Source organism: Ruegeria sp. CF3 (assembly GCF_056537365.1).
Genome location: NZ_JBQFRK010000005.1, coordinates 170,947 through 189,223, shown reverse-complemented (window position 1 = coordinate 189,223; position 18,277 = coordinate 170,947). Strand labels below are relative to the sequence as shown.

The following is an 18,277-nucleotide window of genomic DNA, read 5'->3' as shown; positions in this document are numbered from 1 at the left end:
CCATGGAAAAAATGCCCAAATGGGCCGATGTGGTGCTGATCCCGCTAATCAGTCTGCTTCTGGCCACAATCCTTTCGGCAATCGTCATCCTTGCCATCGGGGAAGATCCGCTTGAGGCGGTAAATCTGATGGTCACTGGGGCCCTAGGGTCAACCTACGGCTGGGGCTATACACTTTATTACGCAACGAACTTCATCTTCACCGGGCTCGCGGTTGCAGTTGCCTTTCACGCGCGCTTGTTCAACATCGGCGGCGAGGGTCAGGCCATGCTGGGCGGACTGGGCGTTGCCATCGTCTGTCTATCGGTCCCTTGGCCGCATTGGACAATAGCTTTGCTGGCCGCCTGTGCTGCTTCGATGATCTTCGGTGCAGCCTGGGCCGCGATCCCGGCCTATCTGCAGGCGAAGCGGGGCAGCCATATCGTGATCACCACGATCATGTTCAATTTCATCGCTGCCGCTTTCCTGAATTACATGCTGGTCAACGTCATGCGCCCGCAAGGGTCGCAAGACCCAGCAACGGCTCGTTTCCCCGAGGCAGTGCATCTCCCGACTTTCCAGTCGATGTTCTCGAGCGCCGAAAACATCGTTTTCCGAGGTGCGCCTGCCAACATCTCGTTCTTCGTCGCAATCCTTGCGTGTTTTGTTGTCTGGGCGCTGATCTGGCGAACTCGGTTGGGCTATGAAATCCGCGCCTACGGCCATTCGGAAACCGGTGCCGTCTACGCCGGTATCTCGCCTGTACGCATCACGATTATTGCCATGCTGATCTCGGGCGCTCTGGCGGGCCTGATGGCAGTCAACAACGTGATGGGCGAAGCCGAGCGGTTGGTGCTGAACGCAACCGAAGGCGCGGGTTTCATTGGAATTGCCGTGGCACTGATGGGTCGGTCGCATCCATTCGGGGTATTTCTAGCCGCTATTCTGTTTGGGTTTCTGTATCAGGGCGGGGCCGAACTGGCGCTTTGGACATCGATTCCGCGCGAACTGATCGTGGTCATCCAAGCGCTGGTCATTCTGTTTACCGGAGCACTGGACAACATGGTGCGCATGCCGCTTGAAAAGCTGTTCATGGCGCTTCGGAAGGGGTCGGCCTGATGGATTTCTTCCTGACACTCATCCAGGTTCTGGATTCGACCATCCGACTGGCTACGCCTTTGCTGCTTGCCTGTCTGGCCGGTCTATACTCCGAGCGCGCGGGCATCTTCGACATCGGCCTTGAAGGCAAGATGCTGATGTCAGCATTCTTCTCGGCTGCCGTCGCCGCCGTAACCGGTTCGGTGTGGCTGGGATTGCTGGCCGGGATCGCAGCATCTCTGGTCCTTTCGGCGCTACACGGGTTTGCGTCGATCACGTTCCGGGGCAATCAGCTGATCTCGGGGGTTGCGATCAACTTTCTTGCCTCAGGTATGACCGTTCTTGTCGCCCAAAGCTGGTTCAAGCAGGGTGGTCGTACGCCATCATTGTTCGGTGAAGGGCGGTTTGAATCTGCAGAATTCCCTTATGCGATCGGTCCGGCTGACGCCGAACTGACAGGCCGTCCGGTTTCCGAGCTGATGTCTGAAACCAATCCCCTGCATATGGCCTATTCCGAGCTCCTGTCTGGCCATTCCATTCTGGTGTACGTGGCTTTCCTTATGGTGCCACTGACTTGGTGGATTCTGTTCCGCACCCGGTTCGGGCTGCGTCTGCGCGCGGTCGGAGAGAATCCTGCGGCGGTGGATACTGCTGGAGTTTCGGTTGTAGGTCTCCGCTACGCAGCGGTTGCGATTTGCGGCGTACTTTGCGGCATCGCAGGTGCCTACCTGGCCACCGCGCTGCAAGCAGGCTTTGTGAAAGAGATGACCGCCGGGCGCGGATTTATCGCACTGGCTGCTTTGATCTTTGCAAAATGGCGTCCGTGGCACGCGATGTGGGCATGCCTGTTGTTCGGGCTGTTGCAGGCCATTGCCTTGCGTTTCCAGAACATCGATTTGGGCGGGGTCGTGATCCCGGTGCAGGTCATGGACGCCCTGCCCTATATCCTGACCGTGGTGATTCTTGCCGGGTTCGTCGGCAAGGCCATACCGCCACGCGCAGGCGGCGAACCATATGTAAAGGAACGCTGATAGAGCCAGTTCGGGACTGCCCCTCAGTCCTGTTTGCTGCAAAGCGGCATACAGAGTTGATTTTGTATGCCGCAACCGCTCTAAGGGGGTATGGACGTGTCCCGCATCAGTTCCGCAGCCATGCTATCGACTATTTTCAGGTTGAGCCACGGAAACAACTAGATGGCCCTACCTGGCACGCGCGCTTCGTCTGTTGAGATTTATGTTACCAATGGCTTTGCCACACCGCGTGGTACGGCCTCTCCTGTCTAGAAGAAGCCATGCAGATTTACCTCCCGATTGCCGAAGTATCCGTAAACGCGTTTCTACTGTTTGGACTGGGTGGAATGGTGGGCATTCTGTCTGGAATGTTTGGCGTTGGCGGTGGGTTTTTGATGACTCCACTGCTGTTCTTCATCGGCATTCCGCCTGCAGTGGCGGTTGCAACCGAGGCAAACCAGATTGTTGCTTCATCATTTTCTGGGGTGCTGGCGCATTTCAGGCGCCGAACCGTGGACCTTAAAATGGGTACAGTCCTTTTGGTCGGAGGGCTGACAGGCGCTGCGTTGGGTGTTGTTGTCTTCAACTATCTCAAGAGCCTCGGACAGGTCGATCTGCTGGTCAAACTTTGCTATGTCGTATTTCTGGGCATCATCGGCAGTCTGATGTTTGTCGAAAGCCTGAACGCGATTAGAAAAACGCGGAAAGGCGGCACGCCGCCTCCGAAACGACGCCAGCGCGGTTGGGTGCACGCCATGCCGTTCAAGATGCGGTTTCGGACGTCGGGCCTGTACATCTCGGTCATTCCACCGCTTGTCGTAGGCCTGTTTGTCGGTGTCCTGTCTGCTATCATGGGTGTCGGCGGCGGGTTTATCATGGTGCCCGCGATGATCTACCTATTGGGCATGCCGACCAAGGTTGTTGTCGGAACTTCGCTGTTTCAGATCATCTTTGTAACCGCCTTTACCACTATGCTGCACGCCACCACCAACTATACCGTTGATGTCGTGTTGGCGGTTCTTCTGCTCGTCGGTGGCGTAGTTGGTGCCCAAATCGGAACAGTCATCGGTGCCCGAATGCCGGCTGAACAACTGCGTGTTTTGTTGGCGGCTCTGGTACTTGTTGTCTGCGGCAAGCTGGCGCTTGATCTTCTGCTTCAACCCGCCGAGTTGTATTCGCTTGGCGATGCAGGAGGGCATTAAGATGCTGCGTCTGATTGCTCTTCTTTGTCTGATCTGTCTGCCAGCCTACGCAGCCGAAGAACAGGTTGTTCTGGGCCTAAGTCAGGATCGGGTGTCGATTACCGCCAATTTTGACGGGTCCGAAATACTGGTTTTCGGCGCGGTAAAGCGCGAAGCTCCAATCCCGGACGGTCCACCGCTTGAGGTCATCGTATCGGTGGTCGGCCCATCCGAACCTGTCACCGTACGCCGCAAAGAGAAACGGTTCGGTATCTGGGTGAACACCGACAGCCTTGTTGTTGATCTGGCTCCAAGCTTTTACGCTGTTGCCACCAGCGCCCCGTTTTCCGAGGTTCTGACCCAGACCGAAGACCTACGCTATAAGGTTTCGATCGAGCGTGCCATCCGGTCGGTCGGTGCGGACATGAGCATTCAGGGCGCACAGGATTTTTCCGAGGCGGTCATCCGCATCCGCGAAGATGAAGGGCTGTACTCGATCCGGGAAAACACAGTGGCTGTGGACGAACAGACGTTGTTCCGCACATCAATCGACATGCCGTCGGACCTGACCGAAGGCGACTACAGCGCCCGTATCTTCCTGACACGAGACGGAAAGGTGGTCTCAACCTTTGAAACCTCGATCGGAGTACGCAAAGTCGGGCTTGAGCGTTTCTTGTACGCGATGTCGCGTGAACAACCCATTTGGTACGGGCTTATGTCACTGGCCATCGCGATTGCCGCCGGTTGGGGCGCTTCGACAGCCTTCCGCCTACTGCGCGAGAACTGATCGTCACCCGCGACCGATATAGGGCATGGTCGTGGCCATAACGGTCATGAACTGCACATTCGCCTCAAGCGGCAGTTCGGCCATATGCAGTACCGAGCGGGCGGCATCCCCGACATCCATGGTGGGATCAGGGTCGCGGCCTTCGGCAAGCGCCTCATCGACCAACCCTTGCACCATCGGTGTGCGCGCATTTCCGATGTCGATCTGACCACAGGCAATTCCAAAACTCCGCCCGTCCAGAGACAGGCTGCGCGTCAGACCGGTAATCGCGTGTTTCGTCGCAGAATAATGCACCGAGTTCGGGCGCGGCACATGAGCAGCGATTGAACCGTTGTTTATGATACGCCCCCCTTGCGGCGCCTGAGCCCGCATCGCAGCAAATGCAGCCCGTGCACACAGGAACATGCCGTTCAGGTTCACATTGACCGAGCCGTACCAATCCTCAAGCGCGATCTCGTCGATGGTGCCACCAGGGGCAAAAATCCCGGCATTGTTGAACAGCACGTCCAGTCGCCCGGTCTGTCGGGTGAATGCAGTAAAGGCGTTTGCAACGGCATCCGGGTCAGTCACATCGGCAACCAGCGGGATCGCCGAGCCGTTATGCTGTGCCATAGCAAGAAGTTTGTCAGCGCTGCGGGCCAGAAGCCCGACAGTCCATCCTCCTGACAGAAACAGCTCGGCGGTGGCGCGGCCTATGCCCGAGCTTGCACCGGTCACTATGATCGTCTTCATGTCTCTTCCGCCTCCAATGTCAGGGATGGTGCCGCAACCGCACGCAGGTCATCCACACGCAACGGGTGGGTCGGTTTCGACAAGCGGTTCCGCACTACCCAGATTAGCCTCTCCTGTGCGCGGGTTATGGCGACATATGCTAGGCGCTTCCACAACGGTTGCCCGGCCTCAGTACGGCCCATGCGGGCGGCTGCGTAGATGTCTGGCGCAAAGACCTGAACCGTGTCCCATTGCGACCCTTGCGCCTTATGGATCGTCACAGCGGCACCATGCAGGAACGTTGCCCCCATACGGGCAGCATAGGGAATGAACGGCTCCTCCTCATCGGGCTTTTCAATCTGCACGATCGACGCCGCCGAGACCTGAGGGTCTTCGGCCCCCATCACATGCAACCGCGAAAAACCCGGCTTGCGACCAGGGCCAAGGTAAATGACCTGCGCGCCTTTGATCAGCCCGCGCGCCTCAAGGTCCAGCCGCTTTTTGCGGTGCTTCAACGGCAGCTCAATGCCGTCACAAATCAACGGTTCCCCTTCCAGTAGTTCAGTTTCCGGCGCGCCATGTACGGTGCGGAACGCCTGAATCAGCCGGATTCGGGTCGCATTGCGCCAGACAAGAACCGGGCTGCGCGCCATCAGATCAACTTCTACCCGCTGTCCCCAGACAACGCGGTCATCCTTTCGGGCAGTGTCCTCGATCAGACGTTCGAAATCCTCAAACCCCATGGCCGGATCGGACAGAGCATGGGCGAGGTCTAGGATCGGGTTATCCGCAGTTTGCCGATGCACGCGATGCAGGATTTGCTTGCGCGGCTCTGGCAACCCGTCAAACACCATCGAGCCCGATTGGTTGACCGGCGCCAACTGCGCCGGATCACCAAATAGCAACAATGTTGGGAAGATTTCCTTTAGATCCTCGAATTGTCGGTCGTCTAGCATCGAGGCTTCATCCACAAAACCGATATCCAGCGGCTCTTCCCGACGTTTCCAGCCGGTGATGAAATCCGAACCGCGCAACCCAGCAGCGGCCAGCGCACCGGGGATGGATTTGTTGTTGGCATAGAACGCGGCTGCGCGGTCCAGCGCTTCGTCTGTCAGCCCTTCGATCTCGGGCCGTTCGTCATTGCCCGCTAGCCATTCGGCGATCCGCTCGTATTCAGGGTCGTAAACAGGCGTATAGAGGATACGGTGGATCGTGGTCGCAGGCACCCCACGCAGCCGCAATACGCTGGCGGCCTTGTTCGTCGGCGCGAGGATCGCAAGGCTGCGCTTGTCGCGGGATTTGCGGCTTTCGAAATCACCCGAGATCAGGTTGACCCCCGTCTCGGCCAAAGCTTTGTAAAGCTCTGCCAGCAACAGGGTTTTGCCCGATCCAGCCTTGCCAATAACAGCCATCACACCAGACTTTCCGTTGCCGGGCAGTTTCAGCAGAGCGTCGTCTTCAAGGTCTACTCCGGCACCTCGCAACATCTCGGCAATGTTGTCAAAAGCGGCAGCCTGATCTTCGGAAAATGTGACTTGGGGCAAGGACATGGCGCGACCCTACAGGGACGCGCCGCGCGCTGCCAGATGCCGATTGGTTTTTCCGTATGCTTATGCCGACAAAGCGAACCGGTGCTGTGCGCCATGGCCAAATGCTGTCTTGAACCACAGGCGCGACAACTCTCGCGGGATGCCTGCGCGGGCTGCTACACGGTTGCAATCATCCGCTGAATAAGGCCACAGGCCGACCGAGATCTGATCGCGCCCTTTCCCTTCGGTGCCCAAAACCACCGGAGACGATCCGATCATACGGTAGATCCGGATCATGCGGGCATCAAAAACGCCCGCTATGTGGGTCAGGCCAAACCCTTCCATCACCTCACCGCCGCTCAGCATGATGGCCCCGGCGGTATGAGCGCTGGCGTTGCGCGAGAGGCAAAAGCGAGTGACCTCCCAGATTAGTGGGCTTCGGATCGGACTGCCCCCGGTGAGATGTCCGAATATGTCGTTCACCATGACCGGACCGGTCGTCGGTAGGATCCGCATGGACCCGCCATGGCTGCCATCTGCCTCTTCCCAAATCACATAGAGCGGGTTCAGGTCATCGTACTGATCCCGCTCTTCCCCCTTTTCATTAACCTTAACATCCCAGCCAAGGCGGGTTTTGAACTGATCCGCGCGATCCCTGAACATCCCCCTGGCCAATTCCGGAAATTTATGCAGCTCATCGGCATACAAATAACGCAACATGACGTGCTCCCCTTATCGTCCACAGTTGGAACAAAGGGGGTACGAACACGTAGTTAATTTAAAGTGAGACCACCGTACGGTCGTTAAACGACTATTAATCCTCTACTGAGTGCAGTGGCGATTGCATGAGTCGTATTTTGCGCACCGAGTTTTGAGCGTGCGCTTTCGATATAGGCCCTGAGCGTATGCTCAGAAATGGAAAGCGAGTGCGCCACCTGCGCTCGGCTATACCCCAGCGCCAGCAATGTCATTGCATCGATTTCGCGGGGCGAGAGCCCCCGCATGTTGTCCGGCTGCCGTTCTTTTGCAAATTCCAGCGCTTTTCGATTGAGGAAATGCGCCACCAATATGAGATCGCGGCCATACGTTTCGACAAATGCCTGCCATGCGATGTCATCGCAGCTGTTGTTGACCGTAAACAGCGCGAATTGCCCGCCTGGCCCCCGCAGCGGGATCGAATAGCCCTGATTGCCGACGCCATGTTCCTGCGCGTCCTGCAGGAAGGCCTTTACTGCTTTGCCCGACCAATTCAGCTGTTTCCAGTCCACAGCGTGAAATCGCTGAAAACAACCTAGAATAACCGGATCAATACGATGATAATTCCTGTCTCGATACCGTTCATCCCAGGCATCCGAATAAGTCGTGAACCCGTATTGATCCCCGGCCCCATCAACCCAATGATATGTCATGTGGTCAATTTGCAGCTTGTCCCGCAACTGGACTGCTACGCTGGTCAGCTCGTCAAGCGTGCTGGTGCTTTCCAAATCCCCTAGGATCTGGCTCAAATCGAATTTTCTTCCCATTCGCGGGCGCGCAAGCCTCATCCTTTGAGGACGCAATCTCGGCCGCGGCGATCAGTCTTGTGTCGTCAAGCTGCTCGGCCAGCGCGCTCAACCCATTCGCCACAGCAAAGGCGTTGAGGTCCGACAGAACGTCCAAAATCCACTCATTTTGCGCCATCAGGGTGTCCCCGAAATAGTTAACGAAGGGTTAACACAACCATAACATGTGCAGACTAATTCGGCCTACTCGCTGCTTTCTACTCCCCAGAAATAGCGGGGGGCGATTTCTTAAAGCATTGAAAATGCATAATCATCGATAGAAACGATGAACACCCGCAAGGCGTGTGTGCGCCCTGCGGGTGTTGCAGCTGCTGTTCGCCTGAGACCGTTAGTCGCGGGCAGCCAATACTTCTTCAAGGGTGCGCATGCCTGTATGCGGAGCCTGAACCAGCACCGACATGTTGCCCGGCTTGTGTTCGTTGCGCATCATCTTCATGTGCGCCTCAGGCAGATCCTGCCAAGTGAACACTTCGGACATGCACGGATCCAAGCGGCGCTCGACCATTAGCTGGTTTGCAGCCGAGGCCTGTTTGAGATGCGCAAAATGCGAGCCCTGCAAGCGTTTCTGGTGCATCCACATGTAACGCACGTCGAAGGTCAGGTTGTAGCCAGTGGTCCCGGCGCAGATCACAACCATACCTCCCTTTTTCACGACAAAAGTGGACACCGGGAACGTGCTTTCGCCGGGGTGCTCGAACACCATGTCGACGTTCACACCTTTGCCGGTAATATCCCAGATGGCCTTGCCAAACTTGCGGGCTTCTTTGAACCATTCAGCATATTCCGGAGTATTCACCGTGGGCAGCTGGCCCCAGCAGTTGAAATCCTTGCGGTTGATGACGCCTTTGGCGCCAAGGTCCATCACAAACTCACGCTTGCTTTCATCCGATATCACGCCGATCGCATTGGCACCCGCAGTGTTGATCAACTGTATCGCGTAAGAGCCCAGACCGCCCGATGCACCCCAAACCAGGACGTTCTGGCCCGGCTTCAGATCGTGCGGCTCGTGCCCAAAAAGCATCCGATAGGCTGTTGCCAAGGTCAGCGTGTAGCAGGCGCTTTCTTCCCAGGTCAGGTGCTTGGGACGCGGCATCAGCTGCTGTGCCTGAACATTTGTAAACTGCGCGAACGAGCCATCAGGTGTCTCATATCCCCAGATGCGCTGGCTGGGCGAATACATCGGATCACCACCGTTGCAGTGTTCGTCATCGCCATCGTCCTGGTTGCAGTGAATCACGACTTCATCGCCGACTTTCCAGCGCTTCACTTTGTCACCAACCGCCCAGACGATGCCCGACGCATCTGAACCTGCGATGTGAAAGGGTTGGCCGTGGCCATCAAACGGGCTGATCGGCTTGCCAAGCGATGCCCAGACGCCGTTGTAGTTCACACCCGCCGCCATAACGAGAACCAGCACTTCGTGGCTGTCCAGCTTCGGGACATCAACGACTTCCAACTGCATCGCTGTGTCTGGCTCACCGTGGCGCTCTTTCCGGATGGCCCAGGCATACATTTGCTTGGGAACATACCCCATCGGGGGGATTTCACCCATCTCGTAGAGGTCCTTTTCCGGCGCCTCATACGACGCGATACCGCTGTCGACATCCAAAGCCATGCTGGCCTCCTTTTTTCCAACTGTTGCCGCGCCGCAGAATCGCGGCTTTCCAAAGACGAAATATTAGCCTCTGAGTAATATTGCAACCGTTTTTGGTATCTATTTTGTAATTTTATGACCCAGCAGTTGCAGAAATACTTTCTGCACTTGCATCATTCTCAGCCCGAACAACGGGTTCTGATGCTGCCGCGTAATAAGCAAGCAGCTCTGATCGCTCGCCTGATGGGCGCAACACTCCAGCCTCGCGACGCAGAATCCGTCGCTCGACCAACTGATTGATGGCATCGTCAACAGCCTCTCCATCATCCTGGGCAACCGCGTCGCCGCCCAACGTCAGCAAACGCGCCTTCAAATCCTGCTCTGACATCTCACCTTCTTCCTGAACCAGCCGACACGCAGCAGGCACTGGAACAAAAGGAATTGCGGCGCCGATCCTGCGCATCAACTCGCGGGCCAGATCGGTCGTCAGGTCCCGTTCGTGCGCGACTCGAAATTCTTTCAGAGAAATCGGTGTCGCATACCGCACCGAGGCAATCCCGAATCTCTTGTAGCGCCCGACAAGCTTGCGCCAAATCTGCTTGAGCGACCAGCGGGTGATAACCCCGATCCGCGCGCGGAAGCGGCGTTCACTATCCTTCGCTGCCGCTGTTAATACGGTATCTTCAAGCACCCGATCATAGTTCAAAGCAACCGGAACAAACACCACATCCCGCCCCTGCGGTTCGACTCCGTCAAGGATATACTTCAACAATCCCAGCTTGGGGCGCCCCAGTTTGCCAGTCAGACTCAGCCCGCCCTCAGGGAACATGGCCTGCGTCACGCCCGCTTCGGTCGCGTGCCTTACATAGCTTGCAAGGACCTGTCGATATAGGTCGCTACCCGACTTGCGGCGAATGAAATAGGCCCCCATCGCGCGAATCAATCGACTTAGAGGCCAGACACGGGCCCACTCGCCCACAGCATAAGATAAGGTCGAATGGTCTGCCGCCAGATAGGTGACCAGCACGTAATCCATATTGCTGCGGTGGTTCATGACATAAACGACCGTCGCATCGGGATCGATACTGTCCAGCGCGGCTTTGTCCTCGTAACCCAACTGCACCTTGTAAAAGGCGTTGCTCAGCATGCGGGCAAAACGGATCGCGATGCTGAAATACGCCACTGTCGAGAATGAGGGCGCAATCTCGCGCGCATAACGCCGTGCCAATTCTGAGGCAACAGCGTCAGGCACACCTTCTTCTTTGGCATGCTGCTGCACCGCCCGGCTTACTTGCGGGTCATAGATAAGCCGTTGAATCATGTCATGCCGCCCCGCCAACTTGAACGGTTGGATCGGACGCTGCAGTCGCTTGTTCAACCGTGCGACGGCGCGCTCAAGGCGACGGCGGAAAAACCAGCGCACCGACGGAAACAAAAAATGCGAGGCAAATGTGACCGCGGCAAACAGCACGATCAGCACAAACAGCCAAAGCGGGATTTCCACAGTCTGCATCATTCGGGCACAGTGCCATCAAACGCGACCACCCACAATCTGCAGAAACCGTCGATGCCGCAACGCAGCGAATTGACATGTACTGAAAATTACTATTTACCACCATAGAACGTAATTTTGTTACCCACCGATCCGCGAGGCCCGACCCATGACGCAGTTGCAGAAAGATCGCCCCTGGCTCATCCGTACATATGCCGGTCACTCAACGGCCAAAGCGTCAAATGCGCTTTATCGTGCGAACCTAGCCAAAGGTCAGACCGGCCTGTCCGTGGCCTTCGATCTGCCAACCCAAACAGGGTATGACAGCGATCACACTTTGGCGCGCGGCGAAGTTGGAAAAGTTGGGGTTCCGATCTGCCATCTGGGGGACATGCGGGTTCTGTTCGATCAAATTCCGCTGGAACAGATGAATACCTCGATGACGATCAATGCGACTGCTCCTTGGCTTTTGGCGCTATACATCGCAGTTGCCGAGGAACAGGGCGCGGATGTCTCGAAATTGCAGGGGACCGTCCAGAACGACCTGATCAAGGAATACCTGAGCCGCGGCACTTATGTGTGCCCACCCAAGCCATCGCTGAAGATGATCGCGGACGTGGCCGAATATTGCTACGATAACGTGCCCAAATGGAACCCGATGAATGTGTGTTCGTACCACCTGCAAGAGGCAGGCGCGACGCCCGAGCAAGAGCTGGCCTATGCTCTGGCGACTGCCATTGCAGTGCTGGACGAACTTCGCCCGCGCGTTCCGGCTGAAGACTTCCCGGCACTCTGCGGGCGGATTTCGTTTTTTGTGAATGCGGGCATCCGGTTTGTCACCGAAATGTGCAAAATGCGCGCCTTTGTGGATCTTTGGGACGAAATTCTGCAGCAGCGCTATGGCATTGAAGACCCCAAGTTCCGCCGATTCCGTTATGGCGTTCAGGTAAACTCGCTGGGGCTGACCGAACAGCAGCCGGAAAACAACGTTTATCGCATACTGATTGAAATGCTTGCGGTGACGCTATCCAAACATGCCCGCGCACGTGCGGTGCAGTTGCCTGCATGGAACGAAGCGCTCGGCCTGCCTCGTCCCTGGGATCAGCAATGGTCGATGCGGATGCAACAAATCCTCGCCTATGAAACCGATCTGCTGGAATATGGCGATTTGTTCGACGGCAATCCGGTTGTCGACGCCAAAGTCGAAGAACTTAAAAATGGCGCACGGGCCGAATTGGCTAATCTCGAATCGATGGGCGGCGCGGTAGCCTCGATCGAATACATGAAATCGCGGCTGGTCGAGTCCAATGCCGAGCGCCTGAACCGTATTGAACGCAATGAAACCGTTGTCGTTGGCGTAAACAAATGGACCGAGGGCGAAGCCTCACCTTTGCAGACCGAGGATGGCGGCATCATGGTCGTCGACCCGGCGGTTGAACAGGAACAAATCGGGCGCTTGAACGACTGGCGTGCGGATCGGGATGACGCAGCAGTGGCCGCGGCGCTGCAAGCATTGCGCGAAGCAGCGCGATCCGGTGCCAACGTGATGGCACCTTCAATCGCTGCGGCCAAGGCCGGTATCACAACTGGCGAATGGGCCGAGGAAATGCGCAAGGCCTACGGTACATATCGTGGACCAACCGGCGTCTCGGGATCTGTTTCGAACAAAACCGAAGGTCTGGAAGACTTGCGCGCAGCCGTAGATGCGGTAAGCGACCGTCTGGGGCGCAGGCTGAAGTTTCTTGTTGGCAAACCTGGTCTGGACGGACACTCGAACGGAGCCGAACAGATCGCCTTCCGCGCACGCGACTGTGGCATGGACATCAGTTACGAAGGTATTCGTCTTACGCCCGAAGAAATCGTAACTGCGGCACAAGAAGACAAAGCGCATGTGATTGGTCTATCGATCCTCTCTGGCAGCCACCTGCCTTTGGTGAAGGACGTGATGACGCGGCTGAAAGCAGCAGGGCTAAGCGATATTCCCGTCATTGTAGGTGGGATCATCCCCGATGAGGACGCGGATCAATTGCGTTCCATGGGTGTATCGAAAATCTATACGCCGAAAAATTTCGAATTGAATGCAATCATGGGCGATATCGTCACATTGGTTGACCCAACGGAAATTGCGGCTGAATAGAAAATCATATTACAGAAATCTCCATTTCTATTTCCGGTAAAATGGGAATAGATAGGTTCGGGTTTATTCAATTTCCCCTGCAATAAGTAGGGGAATAGCCGAAATGGAGAAGATTATGGCAATCGATCTTGAAAAAATGTCGCGCAAAGAACTGCTCGAATTGCGCAATCGGGTCGAAAAGGCGCTAAAAACCGCCGAAGTGCGTGAGCGAAAAGAAGCGTTGAAAGCCGCCGAAAAGGCGGCGGCGGAATATGGGTTTTCGTTGTCTGAATTGTCAGGAGACAGCACTAAGTCGGTAAAGTCATCTAAAGCGAAATATCAAAATCCGAACAATCCGTCGCAAACCTGGACCGGGCGGGGCCGCAAACCGCAGTGGGTTCATGACGCCATAAAAGCCGGTACCGATATTACTGATCTGGAAATCTGATCGGGGGCAAGTGGCAAAATGACTATCCATATTGGAGCCCAAAAAGGCGAGATTGCCGAAACCGTTCTTTTGCCCGGCGACCCGTATCGTGCAAAATGGGCGGCCGAAACGTTTCTTGAAGACGTAAAGCTGGTAAACGAAGTGCGTGGCATGCTGGGGTTCACCGGCACCTGGAAAGGAAATCGTGTTACCATTCAGGGTAGTGGCATGGGGATGCCGTCTCTGTCGATCTACGTGAACGAATTGATCCGTGACTACGGCGCCAAAACTTTGATCCGGATCGGGTCCTGTGGCGGGATGCAAGACAGTGTGAATGTGCGTGATGTTATTCTGGCGATGACGTCGACCACACTCAGCACCCCTTCGCGCGGGATCATGAGAGAAATGAACTTCGCCCCTTGCGCGGATTGGGGTCTTTTGCAGTCTGCAGCATTGGCTGCACAAGCCAAAGGTACGCCAACCCATGTTGGCGGCATCTATTCATCCGATGTCTTTTATGACGAACGCCCGGACCTGAACGAACAAATGGTTCGGCACGGTATTTTGGGTGTCGAGATGGAAGCGGCAGAGCTTTACATCCTTGCCGCGCGTCACAAATGCCGCGCATTGGCGGTACTGACAGTCTCGGACCACCTGTTGACCGGCGAAGCCCTGCCCTCCTCGGACCGAGAAAGCAGTTTTGGCGACATGGTCGAAATCGCGCTGCAGGCGGCGTTCCCGGACAGCTGAATTGCGCGATATCTAGCGCCCGTGCGTGCGGTCATATCCGTTGCGCGCGGGGCTGCGCCATCCCTCAAGCGCACCTTCAGCCGGGGCAAAGGTTTCTACCAGCAGGGGATAACAGGCTGCGGTATCCGATGAATGCTCGGACGAGCAATCACCGCCCGGGCACGCGCTTAGATTTCCCAGCAGGTCAATCTCGGCGAAAAACTCAAGATAGTCTCCCGGACGGACAGGTGAGGCTTTCATGAAATACTGCCCGGTATCACGCGTGAAACCGGTGCACATGAACACGTTCAATACATCATGTACCGCAGGCTCGGCTTCGGCCAAAGAGACGCCCAAATGATCCGCCAGCGCGCGTGTCAGATTCGAATGGCAACAGTGATGGTACTGGGATCCAGCTAGCAGATTACCGGTATAGGGATCACATCGGGTCCCGATCACATCGTGCACCGACCCGCCGAAATCATCGATTCCGTACCACCCCAGCGTATCTGCAATGATTGTCGCCATCGGTCGCATATGTGGAAAGCTCGACCACATGCGCTCACCCACGGTGATATGTGTGCCATGCAACGCGCGCGTCTTGCCGGAATAGAACCGCTCGGAAAGGTCGTTGAGGTTCCACAGGTTTAGATCGCCAACTTGCGATCCTTCAACAGAAGTGATCCTAAAGAAATGCCCTGCAGGCACCTCAAAGCATCGCGCCTCTCGCGGTGGCACCAACACCTCACCCGTTTTGTGCGCTGTATCACGCCCAGTTTGATAGAGCCCTAAATCGGGTTTTGGTAGCCCTTCATTCGGGTAGCAAATAACGGGCGCAATCGCGCGGCGCGCATCTGCATCCATAGGTGGGCGGGGAGTATTCCGAGATTCTGACATGGGCCGAGAGTGGCGCAGTTCGGCCCGGTGGGAAACCCCCAACAGCAGCTACTGTCCTTTCAGACACTGCGTGGGCTCAACATCAGATTTTGACACCGCGCCACAGTAAGCACAGCGCCACTGGCCCTCGCTTCGATGTTGCCGCCACCTGCAGTCGCGCGTCAGAGACGACGTGCGGGACCGCCAGAAAAAATAGGCAAATACGCCAGCGGCGAGCAGAAGCAATAGAACGGGCATAGCTCTGCATTGCCTATTGTGTCGTAATATTCAAGCCCGCGCGACACGGTCAGGCCGCGTTCGCATATTCAAACAACTCTGGTGTTTCGTCTTTGGCCGGAACTTTGGGCTCGGGCGTATAATAGGCCCAGGCTTGTTCCAGAAATTCCAACGCTTTGGCCGCGTCGTGTTTTTGGTTTTGCATGTTCATCGGAGTGACCTCTTTTCGAACTCATCACTCCCCCCTGCGCGGACTTTAGATCCGCGCTTGTACAAGCGCATCGCATAGTTTTGCAGAGGCGGCATGCACTTGCCGCAACCCGGCAAGTGCTTTGTTTTGGTGCGTGATCAGACCGCGCGGTCCACCATCATCTTCTTGATTTCTGCAATCGCTTTGGCCGGATTCAGACCCTTGGGGCAGGTCTTGGCGCAGTTCATGATGGTGTGGCAGCGATACAGCTTGAACGGATCTTCCAACTCGTCCAAGCGCTCACCGGTGGCCTCATCCCGACTGTCGATGATCCAGCGGTAAGCATGCAGCAGCGCGGCAGGGCCGAGATAACGGTCGCCGTTCCACCAGTAGCTGGGGCACGAGGTCGAACAACTGGCACACATCACACATTCATAGAGACCATCCAATTTCTTGCGGTCTTCGATGGATTGCTTCCACTCTTTTGCCGGACGATTGGTCTTAGTCTCCAGCCACGGCATGATCGAGGCGTGTTGGGCGTAGAAATGAGTCAGATCAGGGATCAGGTCCTTGACCACTGGCATATGAGGCAGCGGATAGATTTTCACGTCGCCCTTGATCTCATCCATGCCATAGATACAGGCCAGCGTGTTGATCCCGTCGATATTCATCGCGCAGGAACCACAGATGCCCTCGCGGCAGGACCGGCGGAAAGTCAGGGTTGGGTCAATCTCGTTCTTGATCTTGATCAGAGCGTCCAGAACCATCGGGCCGCAAGTATCCATATCGACGAAATAAGTATCGACGCGCGGGTTCTGGCCATCATCCGGGTTCCAGCGATAGATCTGGAATTTGCGCACATTGGTCGCGCCGTCGGGCTTGGGCCAGGTTTTACCGGTGGTGATCCGGGAATTCTTGGGGAGGGTCAGTTGTACCATTAGTTCCTCTCCTTAGAACGTCCGCGCCTTGGGCGCGATTCTTTTCATGCTTATGCCGCCCTCGTCTTCGGTCGTCAGCGGATCAACGATAACCGGACGGTAGCTAAGCTCTACTTTATTGCCATCGACACGGCTGACCGTGTGGACGCGCCAGTTCTCATCGTCGCGCTCGGTGAAATCTTCATGGGCGTGCGCACCGCGGGATTCCTTACGCGCTTCGGCACCAACGATGGTGGCGAGCGCGCTTGGCATCAGGTTGGTAAGCTCGAGCGTCTCCATCAGATCGCTGTTCCAGACCAACGATCTGTCAGAAACCTTCAGATCATCCATCTTGGCGGCGATCGCCGTCATCTTCTCGACGCCCTCAGCCATGGTCTTCGAGGTGCGGAAAACCGCCGCGTCCTCTTGCATGGTGCGCTGCATCTCAAGCCGCAGATCTGCGGTTGGAATTGCACCGCTGGCGTTGCGCGCCGCATCGAACCTGTCAAACGCCTTATCGACAGAGGCCTGGTTCAGAACCGGGTTCGACGCGTCGGCATCCACAACTTTGCCCGCTCGGATCGCCGCAGCGCGGCCAAAGACCACGAGGTCGATCAGCGAGTTTGAACCAAGACGGTTTGCCCCGTGAACCGAGGCACACCCGGCCTCGCCCACAGCCATCAGACCAGGGACCACGGCGGTCGGGTTGTCGGCTGTCGGGTTCAGAACTTCACCCCAATAGTTCGTCGGGATACCGCCCATGTTGTAGTGCACGGTCGGCAGAACCGGGATCGGTTCCTTGGTAACATCAACCCCTGCAAAGACGCGCGCAGATTCTGAAATGCCCGGTAGGCGTTCCGCCAAAGCTTCGGCTGGCAAATGGCTGAGGTTCAGGTGGATGTGGTCGCCGTTGTCACCATGTCCGCGCCCTTCGCGAATTTCCATGGTCATTGAACGGCTAACGTAGTCGCGCGGCGCGAGGTCTTTGTACTTAGGCGCATAGCGCTCCATGAACCGCTCGCCTTCCGAGTTGGTCAGGTATCCGCCTTCACCACGCGCACCTTCGGTGATCAGGCAGCCCGATCCGTAGATGCCGGTTGGGTGGAACTGAACAAATTCCATATCCTGCAGTGCGAGACCCGCGCGGGCCACCATACCGCCACCGTCGCCGGTGCAGGTATGTGCCGAGGTTGCACTGAAATAGGCGCGGCCATAGCCGCCGGTCGCCAGAACAACCATCTTGGCGTTGAAGACGTGCATCGTGCCGTCGTCCAACTTCCAGCACACGACACCCTGACACTGTCCGTCCTCAGACATTATCAGATCAATGGCGAAATACTCGATGTAGAACTCAGCGTTGTTCTTCAGCGACTGACCATACAACGTGTGCAGGATCGCATGACCGGTCCGGTCGGCGGCGGCACAGGTCCGCTGCACAGCGGGGCCTTCGCCAAATTCGGTGGTGTGGCCACCAAATGGGCGCTGATAGATCTTGCCTTCTTCGGTCCGGCTGAATGGCACTCCGTAATGTTCTAGCTCATATACAGCTTTGGGTGCTTCACGCGCGAGGTATTCCATCGCATCGGTGTCACCCAGCCAGTCCGAGCCCTTGACGGTGTCATACATGTGCCACTGCCAATGGTCTGGCCCCATATTCGACAAGGACGCCGCAATGCCGCCTTGGGCGGCCACTGTGTGTGACCGGGTCGGGAATACCTTCGTCACGCAAGCGGTGCGCAAACCCTGCTCGGCCATGCCCAATGTTGCACGCAGACCCGCGCCACCGGCACCGACAACCACCACGTCATATTCGTGGGTTTCGTATTCATATGCTGCTGTCATT

General features: G+C 56.6%; 18 protein-coding genes. 7 read left to right on the top strand and 11 right to left on the bottom strand.

From position 1 onward, the window contains the following. Positions 1–2: 2 nt before the first annotated feature. The 4 genes from ACR0KC_RS17125 (at position 3) to ACR0KC_RS17110 (ending at position 4,054) form a co-directional block, all read left to right on the top strand. Entirely contained in the window at positions 3–1,097 is a 1,095-nt protein-coding gene (locus ACR0KC_RS17125) for an ABC transporter permease (RefSeq protein ID WP_170513031.1), read from the top strand. Next, the gene (locus tag ACR0KC_RS17120) at positions 1,097–2,107 is read left to right on the top strand and encodes an ABC transporter permease (protein ID WP_170408321.1); all 1,011 of its coding nucleotides are present in this window, start codon (positions 1,097–1,099) and stop codon (positions 2,105–2,107) included. The genes ACR0KC_RS17125 and ACR0KC_RS17120 overlap by 1 nt, the downstream gene beginning before the upstream one ends. 260 nt (positions 2,108–2,367) lie before the next feature. Beyond that, on the top strand, positions 2,368–3,288 hold the full coding sequence (locus ACR0KC_RS17115; protein ID WP_170395834.1) for a sulfite exporter TauE/SafE family protein: 921 nt from the start codon (positions 2,368–2,370) through the stop codon (positions 3,286–3,288). 1 nt (position 3,289) lies between these two features. Further along, the gene (locus ACR0KC_RS17110; RefSeq protein ID WP_170395832.1) at positions 3,290–4,054 is read left to right on the top strand and encodes a TIGR02186 family protein; all 765 of its coding nucleotides are present in this window, start codon (positions 3,290–3,292) and stop codon (positions 4,052–4,054) included. A 3-nt stretch (positions 4,055–4,057) separates the two neighbouring features. Here the strand turns inward: ACR0KC_RS17110 and ACR0KC_RS17105 are convergent, their stop codons facing one another. The 7 genes from ACR0KC_RS17105 to ACR0KC_RS17075 form a co-directional block, all read right to left on the bottom strand. Then, positions 4,058–4,786: an SDR family oxidoreductase gene (locus ACR0KC_RS17105; protein WP_480772023.1), complete on the bottom strand. Its 729-nt coding sequence runs from the start codon at positions 4,784–4,786 to the stop codon at positions 4,058–4,060. After that, on the bottom strand, positions 4,783–6,315 hold the full coding sequence (locus ACR0KC_RS17100) for an AAA family ATPase (protein WP_170566301.1): 1,533 nt from the start codon (positions 6,313–6,315) through the stop codon (positions 4,783–4,785). The genes ACR0KC_RS17105 and ACR0KC_RS17100 overlap by 4 nt, the downstream gene beginning before the upstream one ends. 60 nt (positions 6,316–6,375) lie before the next feature. Then, positions 6,376–7,014, bottom strand: a complete 639-nt coding sequence (locus tag ACR0KC_RS17095) for an acyl-homoserine-lactone synthase (protein WP_170647111.1) — start codon at positions 7,012–7,014, stop codon at positions 6,376–6,378. Between the two features lie 83 nt (positions 7,015–7,097). Beyond that, on the bottom strand, positions 7,098–7,817 hold the full coding sequence (locus tag ACR0KC_RS17090) for a helix-turn-helix transcriptional regulator (protein ID WP_170395826.1): 720 nt from the start codon (positions 7,815–7,817) through the stop codon (positions 7,098–7,100). Next, the gene (locus ACR0KC_RS17085; protein ID WP_152610760.1) at positions 7,756–7,974 is read right to left on the bottom strand and encodes a hypothetical protein; all 219 of its coding nucleotides are present in this window, start codon (positions 7,972–7,974) and stop codon (positions 7,756–7,758) included. Before ACR0KC_RS17085 ends, ACR0KC_RS17090 begins: the two co-directional genes overlap by 62 nt. Positions 7,975–8,184: 210 nt before the next feature. Continuing rightward, positions 8,185–9,471, bottom strand: coding sequence for a crotonyl-CoA carboxylase/reductase (gene ccrA, locus ACR0KC_RS17080; protein ID WP_170395824.1), 1,287 nt, complete (start codon positions 9,469–9,471; stop codon positions 8,185–8,187). A gap of 112 nt (positions 9,472–9,583) precedes the next feature. Continuing rightward, positions 9,584–10,966 carry a 1-acyl-sn-glycerol-3-phosphate acyltransferase gene (locus ACR0KC_RS17075; RefSeq protein WP_480707124.1) on the bottom strand — a complete coding sequence of 461 codons (1,383 nt, stop codon included), beginning with the start codon at positions 10,964–10,966 and terminating at the stop codon, positions 9,584–9,586. A 145-nt stretch (positions 10,967–11,111) separates the two neighbouring features. On the opposite strand from ACR0KC_RS17075, the gene ACR0KC_RS17070 reads away from it, so the two are divergent. The 3 genes from ACR0KC_RS17070 to deoD all read left to right on the top strand — a co-directional run bounded on the left by ACR0KC_RS17070 (position 11,112) and on the right by deoD (position 14,235). Then, positions 11,112–13,079, top strand: a complete 1,968-nt coding sequence (locus tag ACR0KC_RS17070) for a methylmalonyl-CoA mutase family protein (RefSeq protein WP_480707122.1) — start codon at positions 11,112–11,114, stop codon at positions 13,077–13,079. A gap of 115 nt (positions 13,080–13,194) precedes the next feature. Beyond that, the gene (locus ACR0KC_RS17065; RefSeq protein WP_223117549.1) at positions 13,195–13,506 is read left to right on the top strand and encodes an H-NS histone family protein; all 312 of its coding nucleotides are present in this window, start codon (positions 13,195–13,197) and stop codon (positions 13,504–13,506) included. A gap of 18 nt (positions 13,507–13,524) precedes the next feature. Continuing rightward, complete coding sequence (deoD, locus tag ACR0KC_RS17060; RefSeq protein ID WP_170395810.1) at positions 13,525–14,235, top strand: purine-nucleoside phosphorylase; 711 nt, start codon at positions 13,525–13,527, stop codon at positions 14,233–14,235. Positions 14,236–14,247: 12 nt separating this feature from the next. Here deoD and ACR0KC_RS17055 read toward each other — a convergent pair whose 3' ends face one another. From ACR0KC_RS17055 to sdhA, 4 genes are all read right to left on the bottom strand, one after another. After that, positions 14,248–15,111, bottom strand: a complete 864-nt coding sequence (locus ACR0KC_RS17055; protein WP_480772052.1) for an urea carboxylase-associated family protein — start codon at positions 15,109–15,111, stop codon at positions 14,248–14,250. A 286-nt stretch (positions 15,112–15,397) separates the two neighbouring features. Continuing rightward, on the bottom strand, positions 15,398–15,538 hold the full coding sequence (locus ACR0KC_RS17050; protein WP_170395806.1) for a hypothetical protein: 141 nt from the start codon (positions 15,536–15,538) through the stop codon (positions 15,398–15,400). A gap of 137 nt (positions 15,539–15,675) precedes the next feature. After that, complete coding sequence (locus tag ACR0KC_RS17045) at positions 15,676–16,455, bottom strand: succinate dehydrogenase iron-sulfur subunit (RefSeq protein ID WP_170408332.1); 780 nt, start codon at positions 16,453–16,455, stop codon at positions 15,676–15,678. Positions 16,456–16,467: 12 nt separating this feature from the next. Then, complete coding sequence (gene sdhA, locus ACR0KC_RS17040) at positions 16,468–18,276, bottom strand: succinate dehydrogenase flavoprotein subunit (protein WP_480791438.1); 1,809 nt, start codon at positions 18,274–18,276, stop codon at positions 16,468–16,470. Between the last annotated feature and the right edge of the window lies 1 nt (position 18,277).

Excerpts from the sequence above, each read along its gene's own strand:
- ACR0KC_RS17125 (WP_170513031.1), top strand. The coding sequence starts at position 3 with ATGGAAAAAATGCCCAAATGGGCCGATGTGGTGCTGATCCCGCTAATC.
- ACR0KC_RS17110 (WP_170395832.1), top strand. The coding sequence starts at position 3,290 with ATGCTGCGTCTGATTGCTCTTCTTTGTCTGATCTGTCTGCCAGCCTAC.
- ACR0KC_RS17045 (WP_170408332.1), bottom strand. The coding sequence starts at position 16,455 with ATGGTACAACTGACCCTCCCCAAGAATTCCCGGATCACCACCGGTAAA.
- ACR0KC_RS17085 (WP_152610760.1), bottom strand. The coding sequence starts at position 7,974 with ATGGCGCAAAATGAGTGGATTTTGGACGTTCTGTCGGACCTCAACGCC.
- ACR0KC_RS17070 (WP_480707122.1), top strand. The coding sequence starts at position 11,112 with ATGACGCAGTTGCAGAAAGATCGCCCCTGGCTCATCCGTACATATGCC.
- ACR0KC_RS17095 (WP_170647111.1), bottom strand. The coding sequence starts at position 7,014 with ATGTTGCGTTATTTGTATGCCGATGAGCTGCATAAATTTCCGGAATTG.
- ACR0KC_RS17065 (WP_223117549.1), top strand. The coding sequence starts at position 13,195 with ATGGCAATCGATCTTGAAAAAATGTCGCGCAAAGAACTGCTCGAATTG.
- ACR0KC_RS17055 (WP_480772052.1), bottom strand. The coding sequence starts at position 15,111 with ATGTCAGAATCTCGGAATACTCCCCGCCCACCTATGGATGCAGATGCG.
- ACR0KC_RS17105 (WP_480772023.1), bottom strand. The coding sequence starts at position 4,786 with ATGAAGACGATCATAGTGACCGGTGCAAGCTCGGGCATAGGCCGCGCC.
- ACR0KC_RS17075 (WP_480707124.1), bottom strand. The coding sequence starts at position 10,966 with ATGATGCAGACTGTGGAAATCCCGCTTTGGCTGTTTGTGCTGATCGTG.
- ACR0KC_RS17050 (WP_170395806.1), bottom strand. The coding sequence starts at position 15,538 with ATGAACATGCAAAACCAAAAACACGACGCGGCCAAAGCGTTGGAATTT.
- ACR0KC_RS17100 (WP_170566301.1), bottom strand. The coding sequence starts at position 6,315 with ATGTCCTTGCCCCAAGTCACATTTTCCGAAGATCAGGCTGCCGCTTTT.
- sdhA (WP_480791438.1), bottom strand. The coding sequence starts at position 18,276 with ATGACAGCAGCATATGAATACGAAACCCACGAATATGACGTGGTGGTT.
- deoD (WP_170395810.1), top strand. The coding sequence starts at position 13,525 with ATGACTATCCATATTGGAGCCCAAAAAGGCGAGATTGCCGAAACCGTT.
- ccrA (WP_170395824.1), bottom strand. The coding sequence starts at position 9,471 with ATGGCTTTGGATGTCGACAGCGGTATCGCGTCGTATGAGGCGCCGGAA.
- ACR0KC_RS17115 (WP_170395834.1), top strand. The coding sequence starts at position 2,368 with ATGCAGATTTACCTCCCGATTGCCGAAGTATCCGTAAACGCGTTTCTA.
- ACR0KC_RS17090 (WP_170395826.1), bottom strand. The coding sequence starts at position 7,817 with ATGGGAAGAAAATTCGATTTGAGCCAGATCCTAGGGGATTTGGAAAGC.
- ACR0KC_RS17120 (WP_170408321.1), top strand. The coding sequence starts at position 1,097 with ATGGATTTCTTCCTGACACTCATCCAGGTTCTGGATTCGACCATCCGA.